The sequence below is a fragment of the Streptomyces sp. NPDC002886 genome (assembly GCF_042888445.1).
GTDB lineage: Bacteria > Actinomycetota > Actinomycetes > Streptomycetales > Streptomycetaceae > Streptomyces.
This window is the reverse complement of the sequence record NZ_JBIAPV010000003.1, coordinates 400,760-419,750: the sequence shown is the minus strand read 5'-3', so window position 1 is coordinate 419,750 and position 18,991 is coordinate 400,760. Positions and strand designations below refer to the sequence as shown.

The following is an 18,991-nucleotide window of genomic DNA, read 5'->3' as shown; positions in this document are numbered from 1 at the left end:
GGGTCCGGGTACTCTCAGCCGTCCGGCGTTCGAGGACCGGGCTCCGGGGCGGAGCCCCGGAGGGTCCGGGCGCAGCCCGGGACCCCTTTCCGGCCCGCCCGCGCTACTTCAGCCGTCCGGCGTTTGAGGACCGGGGTCTGGGGCGGAGCCCCGGGGGGTCCGGGCGCAGCCCGGTACCCCTGCTCTTCAGCCCGTCCGGCGTTTGAGGACCGGGGTCCGGGCAGAGCCCGGGGAACGGTGGAAGGGCGGGTAGGGGACCCAGCCCCGCAGGGCCGCCCAGCACCCCCTCAAGCGGAACTCCGCTTGCGCGGCGTCACCGCCTTCTTCGCCGCGGCCCGCGCGGGCTTCGCGTCCGCGGCCTTGGCCGAAGCGGTCTTCTTCGCAGCCGCCGCACCGGCCTTCTTCTTCGCCGCGGCGGCAGCCGTGGACTTCTTCGCGGTACCGGCACCGGCCCCCGCCGCCGACGTGGTCGACTTCTTCCCGCCCACGGCCTTCGGCGCAGCCGCCCCGGTCCCCGCCGCGGCCTTCTTCCGCCGGATCGGCGTCACCTCCGCCCCAGCTCCCTCCGCCTCCGGCGGCGCGGCCGCCCCCGCCTCCGCCCGCGAAGCCTTGGCCGCCCGCACACTGTTCTCCAGCGCCGCCATCAGGTCGATGACCTGCGCGCCCGCTCCCTCCGCCGGCGGCCCCGGCGCCACGACCGTCTCCCCACCCGCCTTCGCCGCGACCATCGCCTCCACCGCCTCGCGGTAGTCGTCGCGCAGCGAGTCCATGTCCACTTCTCCCAGCGTCGCCATCAGCGCGTCCGCCAGGTCCAGCTCGGCCTCCCGCACCGACACCTCGCCCTCGGGCGCGACCCCCTCCGGCACCCGGATCTCGTCCGGCCACAGCAGCCCGTGCATCGCGATCACATCGTCGACGACCCGCAGCATGCCCAGCCGCTCCCGCCCCCGCAGCGCGTACTTCGCGATCGCGACCTTCCGGCTCCGCTTCAGCGCCTCCCGCAGCAGCGTGTACGGCTTGGCCGCCGTTGCCCCGCTCGCCGCCAGGTAGTACGCCGCGTCCATCTGCAACGGATCGATCTGATCAGCCGGCACGAACGAAACGATCTCGATCGTCTTCGCGGTGGCGATCGGCAACTGCGCCAGATCCTCATCGGTGATCGGAATGATCGACCCGTCCGCCTCCTCGTACCCCTTGCCGATCTCGGCGGTCGGCACCTCCTCCCCGTCCAGCTCGCAGACCTTGCGGTAGCGGACGCGTCCGCCATCGCCGATGTGGATCTGGCGGAAGGAGATCGAGTGGCTCTCTGTGGCGTTCACGAGCTTGATCGGAATGCTGACCAAGCCGAAGGAGATCGCCCCGTTCCATATGGATCGCACGGTTCCTCCTGATTCGTGGCAATCTCATCGTATGACGCCGATCACCCTGGTGGAGGGCCGTCGCATTTCGCTCAGCAACCTCGACAAGGTCCTCTACCCGGAGACCGGCTTCACCAAGGGAGAGGTCCTCCACTACTACGCCACGGTCGCGGGCCCCCTGCTCGCCCACATCCACGACCGCCCGGTGTCCTTCCTGCGCTATCCCGACGGCCCGGACGGACAGCTCTTCTTCACGAAGAACCCGCCGCCCGGTACCCCCGCCTGGGTGAACACCACGCCGGTGCCCCGCTCGGAGGACCTCCGGGCCGAGCAGGTGGTCGTCGCCGACCTGCCCACCCTCATGTGGGCCGCCAACCTCGTCGTCGAGTTCCACACCCCCCAGTGGCCGGCCGGGGCCCCCGCCCTCGCCGACCGGCTGATCCTGGACCTCGACCCGGGGGCCCCCGCCACCGTCGTCGAATGCTCCGCCGCGGCCCTCTGGCTCCGGGACCGCCTCACGGCCGACGGCCTCCACGCCTACGCCAAAACCTCCGGCTCCAAGGGCCTCCATCTGGCGGTACCCCTCGAACCGACTCCCTCCGAGCACGTGTCGGCGTACGCGAAGACCCTCGCCCAGGAAGCCGAGCGCGCGCTCCCCGAGCTCGTCGTGCACCGGATGACCAAGGCGCTGCGCCCCGGGAAGGTCTTCGTCGACCACAGTCAGAACGCCGCCGCCAAGACCACGGCCGCCCCGTACACCCTGCGCGCGCGCACCCTGCCCACGGTCTCCGCCCCCCTCTCCTGGGCGGAGGTCGAGGCCTGCCGCACCCCCGCCGACCTGGTCTTCCTCGCGGACGACATCGCCCCCCGGCTCGCCCGCGACGGAGACCGTTTCGCTCCCCTCCTCGACCCCTCCCGGGCCGGACGGCTCCCGTGATCACCGTCGCCCTCGCCGCCGCCGTACGGACCCTGCCGTGCGGGCCCGGTCTCGCGTACGAGCCCAAGTTCGACGGCCACCGCCTCGTCATCGTCCGCACCGACCGCGCCGTCGACGGGGTGGTCCTCCAGGCCCGCTCCGGACGCGTCGTCACCGCGGCCTTCCCCGACCTCGCGGCGGCCGCCCACCGCCTGCCCGCCGGAACCGTCCTGGACGGGGAGGTGGTCGTCTGGCACGCGGGCCGCACCGACTTCGCGCTCGTACAGCGCCGGGCCGCCGTCGCCTCGGCCGCGCGGGCCGCCGTACTGGCCCGGACGCTGCCGGCCTCGTACGCGGCGTTCGACGTCCTGGAACTCGCCGGCCTGGACCTGCGCGCCCGTCCGTACGAACGCCGGCGCGCCCTCCTCGTGGACCTCCTCCTGCCCCTGGGCCCGCCGCTCCAGCCGGTCCCCATGACCACGGACCCCGAGCTGGCGGAGACCTGGTACGAGACCCTGCCCGCCAGTGGCATCGAGGGCCTGGTCGTGAAACGGATGGACGAGGCCTACCCGGCCGGCCGCCGATCCTGGCGCAAGCTCCGCCACACCAACGTCCGGGACGCGGCGGTGATCGGCTACACGGGCACCGCCCGCCGCCCCCTCGCCCTCGTCCTGGTCCTGCCGGTCGGGGACGAGACCCCCCTGGTGTCGAGCCCCCTGACGGCGCCGCTCCGCACCGAGGTGGCGGCGGCGGTCGCCACCCGGGCCCCGAAGGACGCCGGGGGCGCCACCGTCACGGCCATCGGACTCGGCGAGGTCCCCTTCCACCCCCTGGACCCGCCGCTGACGGCCGAGGTCCGCCACACCTCGACCCGGCACCCGCCACCGGAGGTCCTGCGCCTGCGCACAGACCTGTGACCCGCGGCGGGGCCGCGGGTCACGGTCAACGGGTCGCTTCGGACGGGCTCAAGCGTGCGTCCCGCCCGTCAGGCGGGCTTGGCGCCGCCAAGGGGCGGCAGGGTCGGCGGCTGCTTTCCTGCGGGCCGCGGATTCGGGTGCTCGTACCCGGATTCCCTCTCGGCCCGCGCATCGTCCTGATGGCTGTGGGTCCGGGAGCCGAAGTTCCCGTACCCCTGCATTTCGTGTGGGCGCAGTCCGCTCTCGGGGAATTCGACGTACTCCCGCTCCTCGGAGACCTCGTGCACCGCACCGCCGTCGGGCAGGTGCGGCTGGCTCTCGGGAGAGGGGGGTGCGGGTTCCTGTGCCCGGACCCGCTTGCCCAGCAAGAAGCCGCCGAGCAGGAAGCCGACCACGATGAGCCCGACGACCAGGAACCACGCGATGTTGGTCAGTGTTCTGTCCACCGCGAGGAAGATCAGAGTCGTGTCCATACAACCCATTTTCCCGCATAGGCCTTCATTTCACCCGATCACGCCCGCGAGCTGGGCCCTCACCCCTTGAGGGGGCCGTCCGCGTCCCGCACCCCACGGACTTCCCTGCCCCCGAGCACCGCCAGGATCTCCGCACAGATGGCCAGCGCGGTCTCCGCCGGCGTCTGCCCGCCCAGATCCAGCCCGATCGGCCCGTGCACCGTCCGCAGCAGCTCCTCGCCCACCCCCGCCGCGAGCAGCCCCTCGCGGCGCCTCGCGGTGGTCTTCCGAGAGCCCAGCGCACCGACGTAGGGGACGCCCAGCGCGAGCGCGGTCCGCAGCGTCGGCACGTCGAACTCCGGATCGTGGCTCAGCATCGCCAGACAGGCGGCGTCCCGCCGCGCCCCGAGCAGCTTCTCGGCCCCACCCACATCGGTGACGACACTGACCTCCCACCCGAGCAGCCGGGCCTGGGCCTCGATGACCTCGGCCAGCTCACCGCCGCCGCCGATCACCACGTACGGAGCCGACGGGTACGCCTCCACGAGCACCAGCCCGGACCCCGCGTACAACGCGTCCCGCCCGGGCCGCCGTGTCCTCAGCAGTTCCCCGGCCCGCCGCTCGGCGTCACCGGAAGGCTGATCGGCCCCCCGCACGACCACACTCACGGCCTGATCCGCCCGCTCGTTCAACTGGGTCACGAGCGCGACCCCGACCCCCTGCCCGAGCAGCTCCCACCACTCACCGGGAATCGCCGCCAGCGGCTGCAACAGCACCTCGGCCTGCCCGCCACACGTCAGCTTGGCCTCGACGGCCTCCCCGGCGCCCACGGACACCTCACACACCCGAGCGGTCTCCCCGCCCCCCATAGCGGCGGCCTCCGCCACCAACTCGGCATCGAACACCCCCCGGTACAGGGCCCCGACACACTCGCCCTTCACCTCCACGAGCACGGCGCCGGCCGGATCCCGCGGCCCGAACCCCTGCTCGGTCACGGGCCGCGCCAGAAACCCGACCCGCCCCTCGGCCACCCACCGCCGCGCCGTCTCCACCAAGTCACGCATTCCGCGCCGCCTCACAGTCAGAGCACGCCACAAAGCCCCAGACCAGCAACCCAAAGTGGCCTCCCCACCAACCTACGCACGCCCACCCCCGCCCCCCACCCCCCAAAACCCACAGACCCACCCCCACACCCTTCGTACGGACCACCGGAACGGGGTCCACCAAGATCAGGAAACGCGGTGGGCCGATGCCGGAGGTACACGCGATCGGACAGGGAACCGCCGAACCACTACCGGGCGCGCAGATGCGCCTCACCGGGCCGAGAGTCGACGGGCAACCGCTCGACGACCGATCACCCGCCCCCCACCAACCTGTTGAGGGCCGGAGCTGTGCACAACGCATCACGGGTCAACATCATTTGCGCCTGCGGCAAGCGTGGTCACGTCCACGAGACCCCTCAGGCCATCGACCCGCCTCGCCGCCCACCATCCGCATACGACTGCACGGCAGGGCAGTTGGCGCCACAAACGCGAAGACCCCGCTTCAGCGAACTCGCTGATGGCGGGGTCTTTGGGCACTTCCTGCGAAGTGCCCCCGGCAGGATTCGAACCTGCGCACACGGCTCCGGAGGCCGTTGCTCTATCCCCTGAGCTACGGGGGCGCTGTCGCTGGTGTTGCTGCGACGGGTTGAACACTACCAGCTTCCCGGTGGTGATCAGGAACGGATTGAGGGGGAGAGGCGGCCGGGTCGCTCGGAGGGGGTGGAAGTGGCGAAAACCCGGACGCGGGGCCGGGGGTCGACCTACTCTCGAGTTGTGTCGGGCGCCTCGGGCCGGGTGCTTGTTGTCGACGACAACAAGGTCATCCGGCAGCTGATCAAGGTCAATCTCGAGCTGGAGGGCTTCGAGGTCGTGACCGCGAACGATGGTGCCGAGTGCCTGGACGTCGTCCATCGTGTGATGCCCGATGTGATCACTCTTGACGTGGTCATGCCCCGACTGGACGGGTTCGGGGCAGCCGCGCAGTTGCGGGCCGACCCGCGGACGCGGCATCTGCCCGTCGCGATCGTGAGCGCCTGTACGCAGAACGAGGTCGAGGCCGGGATCGCCGCCGGTGTGGACGCCTTCCTCGCGAAGCCCTTCGAGCCCGCGGAGCTCGTGCGGGTCGTGCACCGGCTCATCGAGCGCCGGGACAGGAGAGAGAGGAAGGGCGCTCCCGCCGGGAGGGGGAGGGGATGATCCTCGGGAGGGGCGATCCCCGGGAGGGATGGACCCGCCCCGGTCGGTGCGGCAGGGCCTTCCGGCGGGGCCGCATTTCACATGGCGAAACCCTTCGCGTGACCTGGAGGCTTCTCCCCTAGGCTGGTCACGTGACCCCCGTCGACCTCTCCCGTTCCGTCGTGCGCGCCCTGCGCCGCGCCGTCGAGGACGGTGAGCTGCCCGCCGGTGTGGTCGTGCCCGAGCGGGTCGTCGTCGAGCGGACCCGGCCCGGGGGAGTGGGGGACTACGCCTCGCCCGTCGCGTTCGGGGTGGCGAAGGGGGCTGGACCCGGAGTCGCGCCCCGCGCGGTTGCCGAGGTGCTGGCCTCGCGGCTGGCGGGCCTGGACGGGATCGAGCGCGTGGAGATCACCGGCGCCGGGTTCCTGAACTTCGTCCTCGCCGAGGGTTCGGTGGGGGAGTACGTACGCAGCATTCGAGCCGGTGGGGCCGCCCTGTACGGCTTCGCCCCGGAGGGACGCGAGACCCCCGGTGCGGCCGAGCTCGCCGGCGGGCCCGCCGCGGGCCTGCGCGAGCGCGTCGTGCGGGGGGCCGTGCAGCGGATCGCGAGCAGCCAGGGGGTGGGGGGAGAGAGCGTCCTCGACGCCCGCGTCGCCCCCGTCGCCAAGCGCGACGGGGACGTCCGCGCCCGCTTCGGCGCCGGCGCCGCCGCCTGGGCGATGCTGTCCGTGCCCGGGCCCGAGACCCCCGTGTTTCCGGCGTGGCTGCTCGTCCAGGACGAGTCGAGCGAGTACTTCCGGGTGCGGTACGCCCTCTCCCGGGCGCGGGCGCTGACCCGCAACGCCGGGCAGTTGGGGTTCCGTGCGGAACCGGGCGAGGTGGACGGCGCCGGTGTCCTGCTCGCGGCCCTGCGCGACCAGCCCCTCGTGCTCGAAGCCGCCGCGCACCACCGGGCGCCCGAGCGGCTGGTCCGGCAGCTCGTCGTCATCGCCGACGCCCTGCTCGACTTCCAGTACCACGTCCTGCCCAAGGGGGACGAGAAACCCTCGGCCGCCCACCGTGCCCGGCTGGCCCTTGCCGAAGCCACCGGGACGGTGCTGGCCGGCGGCCTGGCCCTGCTCGGTATCGGTAGGGACGCGGACGCGTTCGACCCCACCCTGTGAAGCCCGTGACGCGCGTGTGATCCGATGTGATTCGCCTGCGATCCGGATGATTTGCGAAGAGAGAATGCCGAGATGAGCCGTTCCGCACACCCCGCCGGGCCCCGCCACGCCGACGTCCTGCCCGAGGGCCACTACTCCCCGCCGCCCGCCGACCTCAACGCGCTCGACGAGAAGGTCTGGGCGCGGACGGTCAGCCGGAACGAGGACGGGGTCGCCACCGTCGGCGGGATCGAAGTGACCCGGCTCGCCGAGGAGTTCGGGACGCCCGCGTACTTCCTCGACGAGGAGGACTTCCGGGCGCGCTGCCGTGCCTGGGCGCACGCCTTCGGTCCGGACGCCGACGTCTTCTACGCCGGCAAGGCGTTCCTCTCCAAGGCCGTCGTGAAGTGGCTCAAGGAGGAAGGGCTCAACCTCGACGTGTGCTCCGGCGGGGAGCTCGCCACCGCGCTCGCCGCCGGGATGCCGGCCGCCCGGATCGCCTTCCACGGCAACAACAAGTCGACGAGCGAGATCACCCGCGCCATCGAGGCCGGTGTCGGCCGGATCGTGCTCGACTCCTTCCAGGAGATCGCCCGCGTCGCCCACATCGCCCGCGAGCTCGGCGTGCGCCAGCCCGTGCAGATCCGCGTCACCGTGGGCGTGGAGGCGCACACCCACGAGTTCATCGCCACCGCGCACGAGGACCAGAAGTTCGGGATCGCCGTCGCCGACGGGTCGGCCGCCGAGGCCGTCCGGCGCGCGCTGGGCCACGACAGCCTGGAGTTGCTCGGCGTCCACTCCCACATCGGCTCGCAGATCTTCGACATGGCCGGCTTCGAGGTGTCCGCCAAGCGCGTCGTGCGCCTCCTCGCCGCCGTGCGCGACGAGCACGGGGTGGAGCTGCCCGAGATCGACCTCGGCGGCGGACTGGGCATCGCGTACACCTCGGCCGACGACCCGCGCGAGCCGCACGAGATCGCCAAGGCTCTGCACGAGATCGTCGCCCGCGAGTGCGAGGCCTCCGGCCTGCGCGCCCCGCGGATCTCCGTGGAACCCGGACGGGCGATCGTCGGTCCGACCGCCTTCACCCTGTACGAGGTGGGCACGGTCAAGCCGCTCGAGGGCCTGCGGACGTACGTCTCCGTCGACGGCGGGATGTCCGACAACATCCGGACGGCCCTCTACGACGCCGAGTACTCGGTCAGCCTCGTCTCCCGGACCTCCGACGCCGAGCCCATGCTCGTGCGCGTCGTGGGCAAGCACTGCGAGAGCGGCGACATCGTGGTCAAGGACGCGTTCCTGCCCGCCGACATCGCCCCCGGGGACCTCCTCGCGGTCCCGGCGACCGGTGCGTACTGCCGTTCGATGGCCAGCAACTACAACCACGTGCTCCGCCCGCCGGTCGTCGCCGTGCGGGACGGCGGGGCGCGTGTCATCGTCCGCCGGGAGACGGAGGAGGATCTCCTGCGCCTCGACGTCGGCTGATGTGCATTCTTCTGGGGGACGGCTCCCGGACCCCCGAATAGGTGTCTCACTCAATGGACCGAGGGTGGAAACTGTTGTCCATTGAGTGAGACTGGTTCACACCTGGGGTGCAAACCGCGCACCAGGTACTGCTGTGAAGATCGAAAGGCGTAGGTCGAATGATGCGTACGCGTCCGCTGAAGGTGGCGCTGCTGGGCTGTGGAGTGGTCGGCTCGGAAGTTGCCCGCATCATGACGACGCACGCCGACGACCTGACGGCCAGGATCGGCGCGCCCGTCGAGCTCGCGGGCGTGGCCGTGCGCCGCCCCTCCAAGGTGCGCGAGGGCATCGACCCGGCCCTGGTCACCACCGATGCGACCGCGCTGCTCAAACGCGGCGACATCGACGTCGCGATCGAGGTCATCGGCGGCATCGAGCCGGCCCGCACCCTGATCACCACCGCCTTCGAGCACGGCATCTCCGTGGTCTCCGCGAACAAGGCGCTGCTCGCCCAGGACGGCGCCGCGTTGCACGCCGCCGCCGAGGCGGCCGGGCTGGACCTGTACTACGAGGCCGCCGTCGCCGGCGCCATCCCGCTGGTCCGCCCCATGCGCGAGTCCCTCGCGGGCGACAAGATCAACCGGGTGATGGGCATCGTCAACGGCACGACGAACTTCATCCTCGACAAGATGGACTCCACCGGCGCCGGGTACCAGGAGGCCCTCGACGAGGCCACCGCCCTCGGGTACGCCGAGGCCGACCCCACGGCCGACGTGGAGGGCTACGACGCCGCCGCCAAGGCCGCGATCCTGGCCGGCATCGCCTTCCACACCCGGGTCCGCCTCGACGACGTCTACCGCGAGGGCATGACCGAGGTCAGCGCCGCCGACTTCGCGTCCGCCAAGCGCATGGGCTGCACCATCAAGCTCCTCGCCATCCTGGAGCGCGCCGCCGACGGCGAGTCCGTCACCGCCCGCGTCCACCCGGCGATGATCCCGCTGACCCACCCGCTCGCCTCCGTCCGCGAGGCGTACAACGCCGTCTTCGTCGAGGCGGAGGCCGCCGGGCGGCTGATGTTCTACGGGCCCGGCGCGGGCGGTGCTCCGACCGCGTCGGCGGTCCTCGGCGACCTCGTCGCCGTCTGCCGCAACAAGCTCGCCGAGGCAAAGGGGCCGGGCGAGTCGGCTTACACCCAGCTGCCGGTCAGCCCCATGGGGGATGTCGTCACCCGCTACCACATCAGCCTCGATGTGGCGGACAAGCCGGGCGTGCTCGCCCAGGTGGCGACCACCTTCGCGGAGCACGGTGTCTCGATCGACACCGTCCGCCAGCAGGGAAAGGACGGCGAGGCCTCCCTCGTCGTCGTCACTCACCGGGCACCCGACGCGGCCCTCTCCGGGACCGTCGAGGCGCTGCGGAAGCTGGACACCGTCCGCGGTGTGGCCAGCATCATGCGTGTTGAAGGGGAGTAAGGACCCATGAGCAGCAATCGCACCCACCAGTGGCGCGGCATCATCGAGGAGTACCGGGACCGCCTGCCGGTCACGGCCACGACTCCGGTGGTCACGCTCCGCGAGGGCGGCACTCCCCTCGTCCCCGCCCAGGTGCTCTCCGAGCGCACCGGCTGCGAGGTACACCTCAAGGTCGAGGGGGCCAACCCCACCGGGTCCTTCAAGGACCGCGGCATGACCATGGCGATCACCAAGGCCAAGGAGGACGGCGCCAAGGCCGTCATCTGCGCCTCCACGGGCAACACCTCGGCCTCCGCCGCCGCCTACGCGGTGCGCGCCGGGATGGTCTCCGCGGTGCTCGTGCCCCGCGGCAAGATCGCGCTGGGCAAGATGGGCCAGGCCCTGATCCACGGCGCCAAGATCCTTCAGGTCGACGGCAACTTCGACGACTGCCTGGACCTGGCCCGCGCGCTGTCCGACAACTACCCGGTGGCGCTGGTCAATTCCGTCAACCCGGTACGCATCGAGGGCCAGAAGACGGCCGCGTTCGAGATCGTGGACGCGCTCGGCGACGCCCCCGACATCCACGTGCTGCCCGTCGGCAACGCCGGCAACATCACCGCGTACTGGAAGGGCTTCAAGGAGTACAAGGCCGATGGCCTGGCCTCCCGTACGCCCCGCGTGTGGGGTTTCCAGGCCTCCGGTTCCGCGCCGATCGTGCGCGGCGAGGTCGTCAAGGAGCCGCACACCATCGCCACCGCGATCCGCATCGGCAACCCGGCCTCGTGGGACTACGCCCTGCAGGCCCGGGACGAGTCGGGCGGCTTCATCGACGAGGTGACGGACCGCCAGATCCTGTCGGCCTACCGCCTGTTGGCCGCTCAGGAGGGCGTCTTCGTCGAGCCCGCCTCGGCCGCGTCGGTGGCCGGCCTGCTCAAGGCCGTCGACCTCGGTCTGGTCGACCCCGGCCAGAAGATCGTGTGCACCGTCACCGGCAACGGCCTGAAGGACCCCGACTGGGCGGTCGCCGGAGCTCCGCAGCCGGTCACCATTCCGGTCGACGCCGAGGCGGCCGCGATCCGTCTCGGTCTCGTCTGACCCGGTCGGTAGAGAAGTAGTGCAGTAAGTGCAGTAACCGCGTTGCCGGATTCCGGAAGCCTTCTCCAGGCCGAGGAATCCGGCAACTCGTGCCCGTACGGTACAAAAGGCCACGGAATCCCGGCAGATGTCCCGGTGGGAAGCCGATGGATCCGGTGGGAGCCCACGACACGCATCGTGCGCCTGCCGTGCGCCCTATGTCGGAGAAGAACCTTCCTTCGATAGGCTGTACTTACATCCGCCGCCGCGCTTATGACCGCGGTGCTGCCCACAGGGCCTTCGGGTGTCGTACGTTCTCCAGTACATTCACAGCGAGCCAGCGAAGATCCCGTCTCGCACAGTCACAAGGAGTGTCATCGGAAGATGGCCGGTCCCGCCTTCCGCGCCGCCGCCGTACGGGTGCGCGTTCCCGCCAGCAGTGCCAACCTCGGCCCGGGCTTCGACGCCTTCGGGCTGGCCTTGGGGCTCTACGACGACGTCGTCGTACGCGTGGCCGATTCCGGCCTGAACATCGACATCGCGGGCGAAGGTGCCGACACCCTCCCGCGGGACGAGAGCCACCTCCTCGTACGCTCCATGCGCACCGCCTTCGACCTGCTGGGCGGCCAGCCGCGCGGCCTCGAGGTCGTCTGCGCCAACCGCATCCCGCACGGCCGCGGCCTCGGGTCCTCCTCCGCCGCCATCTGCGCGGGCATCGTGGCCGCCCGCGCCGTGACGATAGGCGGAGAGGCCAAGCTCGACGACACGGCGCTGCTGGAGCTCGCCACCGAGATCGAGGGCCACCCCGACAACGTCGCCGCCTGTCTGCTCGGCGGCTTCACCCTCGCGTGGATGGACGGCGGCAGCGCCAAGGCGATCCGTATGGAGCCCGCCGATTCCATCGTTCCGGTGGTCTTCGTCCCCTCCAAGCCGGTCCTGACGGAGACCGCGCGCGGCCTGCTGCCGCGCACCGTCCCGCACGTGGACGCCGCCGTCAACGCGGGCCGCGCGGGTCTGCTCGTAGAGGCCCTGACCAGGCGTCCCGAGTTCCTGCTGCCGGCCACCGAGGACCGTCTCCACCAGGAGTACCGGTCCCCGGCGATGCCCGAGAGCGTGGCGCTCGTGGCCCGACTGCGGGCGGACGGCATCCCCGCGGTGATCTCCGGCGCGGGCCCCACGGTCCTTGCGCTGGTCGACAACGGTGCGGCCGACAAGGTCGCACGGCTCGCGGGCGAGGGGTGGGCGGCCAACCGGCTGGCACTCGACGCAGCGGGCGCGAGCGTACTTCCGCTGGGAACCCAGGGCGGCTGATCCGTTCAGTAGAGGACACAGCCGGCCAGGGGCGGGCGGCCAGGGCAGGCCGCCCGCGCGGAGCCCGCGCGGAACTTGCGCGGAAGGGCTCTAAAGCCGGTGATGGAGAGGGGGAATGTCTGTTGGATCCGGTAGTGTTAGTCTCAAGTGCGCATCCGAAGCCGCCATGGCTTGGTGCTCAGTGTCCCTATCAGGGACCACCTTTCTTCCGGGAGCCTCCCCGACTGCTTTGATCGATGCCAGCAGTTTCGAGCACGCTCCGGAATCGGCGTGACATTCCCACGCTTTCAGCTCGGGGGCTTCTCGCCGGAACCACCCACGCACATGCACGTTTCTCTCCGCCGTATCTCTATCGGCGGACCACCGCCCCGGCTGCAGTCCACACCTCCTCAGGTCACGGACTGCCGTCGGACAGCACAACCGGTCGCCGAGCCAGACAGGCCGACGTCCGCTCCAGGGAAGGACCCTTCGTGAGCGACACCACCGATCTGATGGGCGCTGCCGACACCAACGTCGACACCAGTGCCCCCGCCGAGGGCGCCGCGCCGACCAAGCGCCGCCGCTCCGGCACCGGCCTTGACGGCATGGTCCTGGCCGAGCTCCAGCAGGTCGCGTCGGGCCTCGGCATCAGGGGCACCGCGCGGATGCGCAAGGGCCAGCTGATCGAGGTCATCAAGGAGGCGCAGGCGGGAAGCAGCGCCCCCAAGGCCGCGGCCTCCGCGCCGGCCGCCGCGTCCGCCGACAGCGGCGAGACCAAGCCGAAGCGCCGCGCCACCAGCAAGGCCCGTACGGGCGAGGCCGCCGCCGAGGCGCCCGCCGAGAAGACCGCCGCGCAGGCCCAGATCGACATCCCGGGCCAGCCCGCCAGCGAGGACGCCCCGGTCGGCGAGCGCCGTCGCCGGCGCGCCACCGCCCCCTCCGGCAGCCCCGAGGGTTCGGCCCCCGCCGCCGCCGTGCAGGTGGAGCAGAAGCCCGAGACCGTCGCTCCGGCCGCACAGGCCGAGGCGAAGGCCGAGGCCGCCACCGCTCCCGCCGGCCAGGGCCAGGCCCAGGAAGGCGAGGGCCGCGGCCGTCGCGACCGCCGCGAGCGGGGCAACGACCGCGCCGACGGCCGCCGCGAGCGCCGTGACCGCGGTGCCAAGGCCGACGACCAGGGCCAGGGCGCCCAGGGTCAGGGACAGGCCGGCCAGGGTGGTCAGGGTGGTCAGGGTCAGAACCAGGGCCAGGGCCAGCAGGGCGGCCGCCAGGACCGGACCGACCGTCAGGACCGCCAGCAGGGCGGCCGCGGCCAGGGTCAGGGCCAGGGCCAGCAGGGTGGTCGTCAGGACCGGGACCGTCAGGACAACGGTCCCCAGGACGACTTCGACGAGGACGGCCGTCGCGGCCGGCGCGGCCGCTACCGCGACCGCCGTGGCCGTCGCGGGCGCGACGAGTTCGCCCCGGTCGAGACCCCGGTCGCCGACGACGACGTCCTGATCCCCGTCGCGGGCATCCTGGACATCCTCGACAACTACGCGTTCATCCGGACCTCGGGCTACCTGCCCGGCCCGAACGACGTGTACGTCTCCCTCGCCCAGGTCCGCAAGGCCGGTCTGCGCAAGGGCGACCACACCACCGGCGCCGTCCGGCAGCCCAAGGACGGCGAGCGCCGCGAGAAGTTCAACGCGCTCGTGCGCCTGGACTCCGTCAACGGCATGGCGCCCGAATCCGGCCGAGGCCGACCGGAGTTCCAGAAGCTGACCCCCCTGTACCCGCAGGACCGGCTCCGCCTGGAGACCGACCCGGGCGTGCTGACCACCCGCATCATCGACCTCGTGTCGCCGATCGGTAAGGGCCAGCGCGGTCTGATCGTGGCCCCGCCGAAGACCGGTAAGACCATGATCATGCAGGCGATCGCCAACGCGATCACGGTCAACAACCCCGAGTGCCACCTGATGGTCGTCCTGGTCGACGAGCGTCCGGAAGAGGTCACCGACATGCAGCGGTCGGTGAAGGGCGAGGTCATCTCCTCGACCTTCGACCGCCCGGCCGAGGACCACACCACCGTCGCCGAGCTGGCCATCGAGCGCGCCAAGCGTCTCGTCGAGCTCGGTCACGACGTGGTCGTCCTGCTGGACTCCATCACCCGCCTGGGACGCGCGTACAACCTCGCCGCACCCGCCTCCGGCCGCATCCTGTCCGGTGGTGTCGACTCGACCGCGCTGTACCCGCCGAAGCGCTTCTTCGGTGCCGCGCGCAACATCGAGGACGGCGGCTCGCTGACCATCCTGGCCACCGCGCTGGTCGACACCGGCTCGCGCATGGACGAGGTGATCTTCGAGGAGTTCAAGGGCACCGGCAACATGGAGCTCAAGCTCGACCGGAAGCTCGCCGACAAGCGCATCTTCCCGGCCGTGGACGTGGACCCCTCGGGCACCCGCAAGGAGGAGATCCTCCTCAACAGCGAGGAGCTCGCCATCGTCTGGAAGCTGCGCCGGGTGCTGCACGCGCTCGACTCGCAGCAGGCCATCGAGCTGCTCCTCGACAAGATGAAGCAGACGAAGTCGAACGCCGAGTTCCTCATGCAGATCGCGAAGACGACCCCGTCGGGCAAGAACGACGACTGACGTCTCTCCGTAGCACCACCCGCATGACCACGACCGCCCCCGCCGCACCCGCGACGGGGGCGGTCGCGTCGTACGGGGGTCCGTCGGTCTGCGTACGGGAGCCCCGTCGTTCCGCGCAGAGCGGTCTACGGGACTTCGTGCACGGGTGCGACCTTGGCCACATTCCGTATCCCCCGCGGCCCCGTGCGCCACCGCCGAGCCCGCGGGGGAAACCGCAGGTAGGCGCCGGATTACGGGGTGTTTCCACCAGGCGGCCCGGGGGGCGCACGCGACAGCACGCACATGGGGCGCACAGGCGGCCGTGGAACCCTGGAAGGCGGCCGACCGTCTCTGACAGAGGGAAAACGGGCAACCGGGCCGCACACAGACGGGCAGAGCAGAGCATGAGCCAGGACAACAGGGGCCGCGGCCGAAGGGCCGGCGCGGGCCGACGCCGACGGAAGCCGGCCGCGCGCCGCAGGGCCGTCGTCATCGCCGCGTGGACCGCCGCGGGCGTGGTCCTCCTGGGCGGTGCGGGGCTCGGCTACTTCTACTTCAAGTTCAACGGCAACCTCAAGACGGTCGACATCGACGCCGCCCTCGGCGCGAACCGCCCGCAGAACGTGGACAACGGCTCGATGGACATCCTCGTCCTCGGCTCCGACTCCCGCGGCGGGGCCAACGGGGAGTACGGCCAGGACGACGGCGGCTCCGCGCGCTCCGACACGGCGATGATCGTCCACCTCAACGAGGGCCACACCAAGGCCACCGTCGTGTCGATACCCCGCGACACCCTCGTCACCCGGCCCTCCTGCAAGCTCCCCGACGGCAAGAGCGACCTGGGCGGCCCGCGAAAGATGTTCAACGAGTCCTTCACCGTCGGCGGGGCCGCCTGCGCGGTCGCGACCGTGGAGAAGATGTCGGGGATCCGCATGGACCACTACCTCGAAGTCGACTTCACGGGCTTCAAGGAGATCATCGACAAGCTCGGCGGCGTCGAGGTGACGACCACCAAGCCGATCAAGGACGACTACAGCCACCTGAACCTGCCCGCCGGGACGAACAGGCTCACCGGAGAGCAGGCCCTCGGCCTCGTCCGTACCCGCCACGGCGTCGGCGACGGCGGCGACCTGGGCCGAATACAGCTCCAGCAGGCCTTCATCAAGGCGCTGATCAAGCAGGTCAAGAGCATCGGCGTCTTCGACAACCCCAAGAAGCTGCTCGACCTGGCCGACACCGCCACCAAGGCCGTCACGACGGACAAGGCGCTCGGCGACGTGAAGTCCCTCATGGGCTTCGCCCAGGGCCTGGAGGGCATCAGCCCCGAGAACATGCAGATGATCACCCTGCCGGTGACCGGCGACACCCGTGACCCCAACCGGGTCGTCCCGCTCACCAAGGAGTCCAAGATGGTCTGGGAGGCCCTGCTGGCCGACCGGCAGGTCCCCGCCGAAGCCACCGCGAACTCAGCCGGCGACAAGGGCACCGCCGGCACGGTCGTCCGGTAGCCCCGGCCGGTCATGGTCGTCCGGTACGCCTGAACCGCCTGGTCGGACGGGTTCCGGCCGGCCGTGGAATAGATGCCGGACCCCTGCCGTTGAGGGAGGCGTCCTCAGAATTTTGACAGGCAGCCCGGTCCTGGCAGACTGGTCTGTCGGCCCCGGTTCACGCAGCGCGCAATTCGGCTCCTGCGACCCGGCGCCCTCCCGAATCTAGGAGACACCTTGAAGCGCGATGTTCACCCCCAGTACGTCGAGACCCAGGTCAGCTGCACCTGTGGCGCGTCGTTCACCACCCGTAGCACCCTGACCGAAGGCTCCATCCGAGCCGAGGTCTGCTCCGAGTGCCACCCGTTCTACACGGGCAAGCAGAAGATCCTCGACACCGGTGGCCGCGTGGCCCGCTTCGAGGCCCGCTTCGGCAAGGCTGCACAGAAGTAGCGAGCCTCAGGCGCCGGGTTCCGGCTGCACCCTGTTCGCACGGGGGCAGCCGGACCGGCGCCTTTCTCGTCCCGCAGCCCATTTCTTCACATTCACCATCTTCAGGAGCCCCCGATGTTCGAGGCGGTCGAGGAACTGATCGGCGAGCACGCCGATCTTGAGAAGAAGCTCGCCGACCCTTCGGTCCACTCGGATCAGGCCAACGCGCGCAAGCTGAACAAGCGCTACGCGGAGCTGACCCCGATCGTCGCGACCTTCCGTGCCTGGAAGCAGTCCGCCGAGGACATCGAGACGGCGAAGGAGTTCGCGGCCGACGACCCGGACTTCGTGGCCGAGGTCAAGGAACTGACCGCACAGCGCGAAGAGCTCACCGAGAAGCTCCGCCTGCTGCTCGTTCCGCGCGACCCCAGCGACGACAAGGACGTGCTCCTGGAGGTCAAGGCGGGTGCGGGCGGCGACGAGTCGGCCCTGTTCGCCGGCGACCTGCTGCGCATGTACCTGCGCTACGCCGAGCGCGTGGGCTGGAAGACCGAGATCATCGACGCCACCGAGTCCGAGCTCGGCGGCTACAAGGACGTCCAGGTCTCCGTCCGCACCAAGGGCGGCAACGGGGCCACCGAGCCCGGCCAGGGCGTCTGGGCCCGCCTGAAGTACGAGGGCGGCGTGCACCGCGTCCAGCGCGTGCCGGCCACCGAGTCCCAGGGCCGCATCCACACCTCCGCCGCCGGCGTGCTCGTCACCCCGGAAGCCGAGGAGGTGGAGGTCGAGGTCAACATGAACGACCTCCGCATCGACGTGTACCGCTCCTCGGGCCCCGGCGGCCAGTCCGTCAACACCACCGACTCGGCCGTGCGCATCACGCACCTCCCGACCGGCGTGGTCGCCTCCTGCCAGAACGAGAAGAGCCAGCTCCAGAACAAGGAGCAGGCCATGCGCATCCTGCGCTCGCGCCTGCTGGCCGCCGCCCAGGAAGCCGCCGAGCAGGAGGCCTCCGACGTGCGCCGCAGCCAGGTGCGCTCCGTGGACCGCTCCGAGAAGATCCGGACGTACAACTACCCGGAAAACCGGATCTCGGACCACCGGACGGGCTTCAAGGCGTACAACTTGGACCAGGTGCTCGACGGAGACCTCGACTCGGTCATCCAGGCCTGCGTCGACACGGACTCCGCCGCCAAGCTCGCGTCCGCGCACTGAGTCCTCCCGCAGGACCCGCACCACCCCCGCAGGACCCCGCACCACCCCCCGTACGACAGCAGCCCGGAGGACCAGCGTGAACTTGCTGCTTGCCGAGGTGGCCCAGGCCACCCAGCGGCTGGCCGCCGCCGGCGTGCCCTCACCGCGTTTCGACGCGGAGGAGCTCGCGGCCTTCGTGCACGGCGTCAAGCGGGGGGAACTCCACCACGTCAAGGACGCGGACTTCGACGCCCGGTACTGGGAGGCCGTCGCCCGCCGCGAGGCGCGCGAGCCGCTCCAGCACATCACCGGCCGCGCCTTCTTCCGCTACCTGGAGCTCCAGGTCGGGCCCGGGGTCTTCGTGCCCCGGCCCGAGACCGAGTCGGTCGTGGACTGGGCCATACAGGCCGTCCGGGCGATGGACGTCGTCGAACCGCTGATCGTGGACCTCTGCACCGGCTCCGGCGCCATCGCGCTTGCCATGGCGCAGGAGGTGCCGCGCTCGCGCGTGCACGCCGTCGAGCTGTCCGAGGACGCCCTGCAGTGGACCCGTAAGAACGCCGAAGGCTCCCGGGTCACCGTTCACCAGGGCAACGCGCTCAGCGCGCTGCCCGAGCTGGACGGGCAGGTCGACCTGGTCATCTCCAACCCGCCGTACATCCCGCTCACCGAGTGGGAGTACGTCGCGCCCGAGGCCCGCGACCACGACCCCGAGATGGCGCTGTTCTCCGGCGAGGACGGCCTGGACACCATCCGGGGCATCGAGCGCACCGCCCACCGGCTGCTGCGGCCCGGCGGCATCGTCGTCATCGAGCACGCCGACACGCAGGGCGGACAGGTCCCGTGGATCTTCGCCGAGGAGCGGGGCTGGGCCGACGCCGCGGACCACCCCGACCTCAACAAGCGCCCGCGCTTCGCCACCGCCCGCAAGGCCATGCCGTGACCGGCCCCGCCGTGACCGGTGCCGCCCCGGCCGGTGCGGTCAC

16 protein-coding genes and 1 tRNA gene are annotated in these 18,991 nt (G+C 71.3%); 13 read left to right on the top strand and 4 right to left on the bottom strand.

The annotated features are described in order from the left end of the window. Positions 1-287: 287 nt before the first annotated feature. Positions 288-1,379: a Ku protein gene (locus ACFYYB_RS14115; protein WP_389435466.1), complete on the bottom strand. Its 1,092-nt coding sequence runs from the start codon at positions 1,377-1,379 to the stop codon at positions 288-290. Positions 1,380-1,410: 31 nt separating this feature from the next. Between ACFYYB_RS14115 and ligD the strand changes: the two genes are divergently transcribed. Together ligD and ACFYYB_RS14105 are read left to right on the top strand one after the other, a co-directional pair. Further along, on the top strand, positions 1,411-2,295 hold the full coding sequence (gene ligD / locus ACFYYB_RS14110; protein WP_389435464.1) for a non-homologous end-joining DNA ligase: 885 nt from the start codon (positions 1,411-1,413) through the stop codon (positions 2,293-2,295). Next, positions 2,295-3,191, top strand: a complete 897-nt coding sequence (locus ACFYYB_RS14105) for an ATP-dependent DNA ligase (protein ID WP_389436197.1) — start codon at positions 2,295-2,297, stop codon at positions 3,189-3,191. The genes ligD and ACFYYB_RS14105 overlap by 1 nt, the downstream gene beginning before the upstream one ends. 68 nt (positions 3,192-3,259) lie before the next feature. Here ACFYYB_RS14105 and ACFYYB_RS14100 read toward each other — a convergent pair whose 3' ends face one another. The 3 genes from ACFYYB_RS14100 to ACFYYB_RS14090 form a co-directional block, all read right to left on the bottom strand. Next, positions 3,260-3,664, bottom strand: a complete 405-nt coding sequence (locus tag ACFYYB_RS14100; RefSeq protein ID WP_389435462.1) for a DUF6479 family protein — start codon at positions 3,662-3,664, stop codon at positions 3,260-3,262. Positions 3,665-3,723: 59 nt separating this feature from the next. Further along, positions 3,724-4,707 (bottom strand): XdhC family protein, encoded by a 984-nt coding sequence (locus tag ACFYYB_RS14095; RefSeq protein WP_389435460.1) that lies wholly within the window; start codon positions 4,705-4,707, stop codon positions 3,724-3,726. A 527-nt stretch (positions 4,708-5,234) separates the two neighbouring features. Next, positions 5,235-5,306 (bottom strand) — tRNA-Arg (locus tag ACFYYB_RS14090). Positions 5,307-5,406: 100 nt separating this feature from the next. Between ACFYYB_RS14090 and ACFYYB_RS14085 the strand changes: the two genes are divergently transcribed. The 11 genes from ACFYYB_RS14085 (at position 5,407) to prmC (ending at position 18,948) form a co-directional block, all read left to right on the top strand. Then, entirely contained in the window at positions 5,407-5,883 is a 477-nt protein-coding gene (locus tag ACFYYB_RS14085) for a response regulator (protein ID WP_389436196.1), read from the top strand. Between the two features lie 131 nt (positions 5,884-6,014). Continuing rightward, positions 6,015-7,025 carry an ArgS-related anticodon-binding protein NrtL gene (gene nrtL / locus ACFYYB_RS14080; protein ID WP_389435458.1) on the top strand — a complete coding sequence of 337 codons (1,011 nt, stop codon included), beginning with the start codon at positions 6,015-6,017 and terminating at the stop codon, positions 7,023-7,025. 72 nt (positions 7,026-7,097) lie between these two features. After that, positions 7,098-8,489 (top strand): diaminopimelate decarboxylase, encoded by a 1,392-nt coding sequence (gene lysA, locus ACFYYB_RS14075; RefSeq protein ID WP_389435456.1) that lies wholly within the window; start codon positions 7,098-7,100, stop codon positions 8,487-8,489. Positions 8,490-8,650: 161 nt separating this feature from the next. Continuing rightward, the gene (locus ACFYYB_RS14070; RefSeq protein ID WP_266912707.1) at positions 8,651-9,940 is read left to right on the top strand and encodes a homoserine dehydrogenase; all 1,290 of its coding nucleotides are present in this window, start codon (positions 8,651-8,653) and stop codon (positions 9,938-9,940) included. Positions 9,941-9,946: 6 nt separating this feature from the next. Beyond that, positions 9,947-11,017, top strand: a complete 1,071-nt coding sequence (gene thrC / locus ACFYYB_RS14065) for a threonine synthase (RefSeq protein ID WP_389435455.1) — start codon at positions 9,947-9,949, stop codon at positions 11,015-11,017. 363 nt (positions 11,018-11,380) lie between these two features. After that, on the top strand, positions 11,381-12,307 hold the full coding sequence (gene thrB, locus ACFYYB_RS14060; RefSeq protein WP_243336217.1) for a homoserine kinase: 927 nt from the start codon (positions 11,381-11,383) through the stop codon (positions 12,305-12,307). Positions 12,308-12,777: 470 nt separating this feature from the next. Further along, complete coding sequence (rho, locus tag ACFYYB_RS14055; protein ID WP_389435452.1) at positions 12,778-14,913, top strand: transcription termination factor Rho; 2,136 nt, start codon at positions 12,778-12,780, stop codon at positions 14,911-14,913. A 383-nt stretch (positions 14,914-15,296) separates the two neighbouring features. Continuing rightward, positions 15,297-16,400 carry an LCP family protein gene (locus ACFYYB_RS14050; RefSeq protein ID WP_389435450.1) on the top strand — a complete coding sequence of 368 codons (1,104 nt, stop codon included), beginning with the start codon at positions 15,297-15,299 and terminating at the stop codon, positions 16,398-16,400. A gap of 216 nt (positions 16,401-16,616) precedes the next feature. Then, positions 16,617-16,832: a 50S ribosomal protein L31 gene (gene rpmE / locus ACFYYB_RS14045; RefSeq protein ID WP_112448418.1), complete on the top strand. Its 216-nt coding sequence runs from the start codon at positions 16,617-16,619 to the stop codon at positions 16,830-16,832. A gap of 114 nt (positions 16,833-16,946) precedes the next feature. Beyond that, on the top strand, positions 16,947-18,026 hold the full coding sequence (gene prfA / locus ACFYYB_RS14040) for a peptide chain release factor 1 (RefSeq protein ID WP_327304520.1): 1,080 nt from the start codon (positions 16,947-16,949) through the stop codon (positions 18,024-18,026). A gap of 76 nt (positions 18,027-18,102) precedes the next feature. Next, positions 18,103-18,948: a peptide chain release factor N(5)-glutamine methyltransferase gene (gene prmC, locus ACFYYB_RS14035; RefSeq protein ID WP_389435447.1), complete on the top strand. Its 846-nt coding sequence runs from the start codon at positions 18,103-18,105 to the stop codon at positions 18,946-18,948. Positions 18,949-18,991 lie beyond the last annotated feature (43 nt).

Bases quoted from the DNA above. Each gene is read 5' to 3' on its own strand.
- ligD (WP_389435464.1), top strand. From the start codon at position 1,411: ATGACGCCGATCACCCTGGTGGAGGGCCGTCGCATTTCGCTCAGCAAC.
- ACFYYB_RS14100 (WP_389435462.1), bottom strand. From the start codon at position 3,664: ATGGACACGACTCTGATCTTCCTCGCGGTGGACAGAACACTGACCAAC.
- ACFYYB_RS14095 (WP_389435460.1), bottom strand. From the start codon at position 4,707: ATGCGTGACTTGGTGGAGACGGCGCGGCGGTGGGTGGCCGAGGGGCGG.
- lysA (WP_389435456.1), top strand. From the start codon at position 7,098: ATGAGCCGTTCCGCACACCCCGCCGGGCCCCGCCACGCCGACGTCCTG.
- ACFYYB_RS14070 (WP_266912707.1), top strand. From the start codon at position 8,651: ATGCGTACGCGTCCGCTGAAGGTGGCGCTGCTGGGCTGTGGAGTGGTC.
- thrC (WP_389435455.1), top strand. From the start codon at position 9,947: ATGAGCAGCAATCGCACCCACCAGTGGCGCGGCATCATCGAGGAGTAC.
- thrB (WP_243336217.1), top strand. From the start codon at position 11,381: ATGGCCGGTCCCGCCTTCCGCGCCGCCGCCGTACGGGTGCGCGTTCCC.
- ACFYYB_RS14050 (WP_389435450.1), top strand. From the start codon at position 15,297: ATGAGCCAGGACAACAGGGGCCGCGGCCGAAGGGCCGGCGCGGGCCGA.
- prfA (WP_327304520.1), top strand. From the start codon at position 16,947: ATGTTCGAGGCGGTCGAGGAACTGATCGGCGAGCACGCCGATCTTGAG.